At 60.1% G+C, this 278-nt stretch carries 1 protein-coding gene; it reads right to left on the bottom strand.

What is annotated here, in order from left to right; all coding sequences use genetic code 11:
• Nucleotides 1-54: 54 nt before the first annotated feature.
• Nucleotides 55-278 (bottom strand): hypothetical protein (locus tag JHD77_RS32585; protein ID WP_233410349.1); only part of this gene is annotated, 224 nt, incomplete at its 5' end.

Genomic DNA, 278 nt, shown 5'->3' with positions numbered 1-278 from the left:
TGATGGGATCGAGACGATCAATACCCAGGGATCGACGATTCAACCACAGGTGGCTCACTTGACTCCCCTTCCAGACACGGCTGGGGAAACCTTCGACAGGGTTTCTACCAGCCGCGCTCTTCCGCCCTCGCTCTCCGCCCGCTGCATCCGCTCCCCCTCCTGCTTGACCTTGACACTTTTGCCCCCCGCTTCGATGATGAACGCGTGATCTGCTGACGTTGTCAGCGACATGCCCCATGCAGCTCGGATCCGAAATGCTGCAGCACAGCCCACCGTGT

The sequence above is a fragment of the Pseudomonas sp. P20 genome (assembly GCF_016463925.1).
GTDB classification, from domain to species: domain Bacteria; phylum Pseudomonadota; class Gammaproteobacteria; order Pseudomonadales; family Pseudomonadaceae; genus Pseudomonas; species Pseudomonas aeruginosa.
The sequence above is the reverse complement of the archived record's forward strand: the minus strand, read 5'-3'. Positions and strand labels throughout refer to the sequence as shown.